The sequence below is a fragment of the Robertmurraya sp. FSL W8-0741 genome (genome assembly GCF_038004005.1).
GTDB classification, from domain to species: Bacteria; Bacillota; Bacilli; order Bacillales; family Cytobacillaceae; genus Robertmurraya; species Robertmurraya siralis.
In genome coordinates, this window is record NZ_JBBOQG010000002.1 from 1 (window position 1) to 1,814 (window position 1,814).

A 1,814-nucleotide genomic window follows, 5' to 3' on the forward strand; every position below is an offset into this window, starting at 1 on the left:
CAGAACAAAGGGCTGCAAGACCGCAAGGTTTAGCCAATCCCATAAATCTGTTCTCAGTTCGGATCGCAGTCTGCAACTCGACTGCGTGAAGCTGGAATCGCTAGTAATCGCGGATCAGCATGCCGCGGTGAATACGTTCCCGGGCCTTGTACACACCGCCCGTCACACCACGAGAGTTTGCAACACCCGAAGTCGGTGAGGTAACCTTTATGGAGCCAGCCGCCGAAGGTGGGGCAGATGATTGGGGTGAAGTCGTAACAAGGTAGCCGTATCGGAAGGTGCGGCTGGATCACCTCCTTTCTAAGGATATATGGAGCAGCGTACGTTTTCGTCTTGTTTAGTTTTGAAGGATCATTCCTTCAAAACATGTCTCTAGCGAGACAGGATTGTTCTTTGAAAACTAGATAACAATAAGTAATACATTCACATTGAATGCAATGCAAAGTTCATCACACATAGTGATTCTTTCTAAAGTAAGAAATGGTTAAGTTAGAAAGGGCGCACGGTGGATGCCTTGGCACTAGGAGCCGATGAAGGACGGGACGAACACCGATATGCTTCGGGGAGCTGTAAGCAAGCTTTGATCCGGAGATTTCCGAATGGGGAAACCCACTGCTCGTAATGGAGTAGTATCCATACTTGAATACATAGAGTATGAGAAGGCATACCCGGGGAACTGAAACATCTAAGTACCCGGAGGAAGAGAAAGCAAATGCGATTCCCTGAGTAGCGGCGAGCGAAACGGGAACAGCCCAAACCAAGAGGCTTGCCTCTTGGGGTTGTAGGACACTCTATACGGAGTTACAAAGGAATGATATAAGCGAAGAGGTCTGGAAAGGCCCGCCAAAGAAGGTAACAGCCCTGTAACTGAAATGTCGTTCTCTCCAGAGTGGATCCTGAGTACGGCGGAACACGTGAAATTCCGTCGGAATCCGGGAGGACCATCTCCCAAGGCTAAATACTCCCTAGTGACCGATAGTGAACCAGTACCGTGAGGGAAAGGTGAAAAGCACCCCGGAAGGGGAGTGAAATAGATCCTGAAACCGTGTGCCTACAAGTAGTCAGAGCCCGTTAACGGGTGATGGCGTGCCTTTTGTAGAATGAACCGGCGAGTTACGATCCCGTGCAAGGTTAAGCAGAAGATGCGGAGCCGCAGCGAAAGCGAGTCTGAATAGGGCGCATGAGTACGTGGTCGTAGACCCGAAACCAGGTGATCTACCCATGTCCAGGGTGAAGTTCAGGTAACACTGAATGGAGGCCCGAACCCACGCACGTTGAAAAGTGCGGGGATGAGGTGTGGGTAGGGGTGAAATGCCAATCGAACCTGGAGATAGCTGGTTCTCTCCGAAATAGCTTTAGGGCTAGCCTCAAGGTAAGAGTCTCGGAGGTAGAGCACTGATTGGACTAGGGGCCCCTACCGGGTTACCGAATTCAGTCAAACTCCGAATGCCGATGACTTATCCTTGGGAGTCAGACTGCGAGTGATAAGATCCGTAGTCGAAAGGGAAACAGCCCAGACCGCCAGCTAAGGTCCCAAAGTATACGTTAAGTGGAAAAGGATGTGGAGTTGCTTAGACAACCAGGATGTTGGCTTAGAAGCAGCCACCATTTAAAGAGTGCGTAATAGCTCACTGGTCGAGTGACTCTGCGCCGAAAATGTACCGGGGCTAAACGTATCACCGAAGCTGCGGACTGTTCTTACGAACAGTGGTAGGAGAGCGTTCTAAGGGCTGTGAAGCCAGACCGGAAGGACTGGTGGAGCGCTTAGAAGTGAGAATGCCGGTATGAGTAGCGAAAGACGGGTGAGAATCCCG

Annotated in this window: 2 rRNA genes; both read left to right on the top strand. The window is 50.8% G+C overall.

Features of this window, described 5'->3' with window-relative positions:
- Positions 1–300: ribosomal RNA gene (locus tag NST02_RS23695) — 16S ribosomal RNA — on the top strand; the annotation flags it as partial.
- Positions 301–482: 182 nt separating this feature from the next.
- Positions 483–1,814: ribosomal RNA gene (locus NST02_RS23700) — 23S ribosomal RNA — on the top strand; the annotation flags it as partial.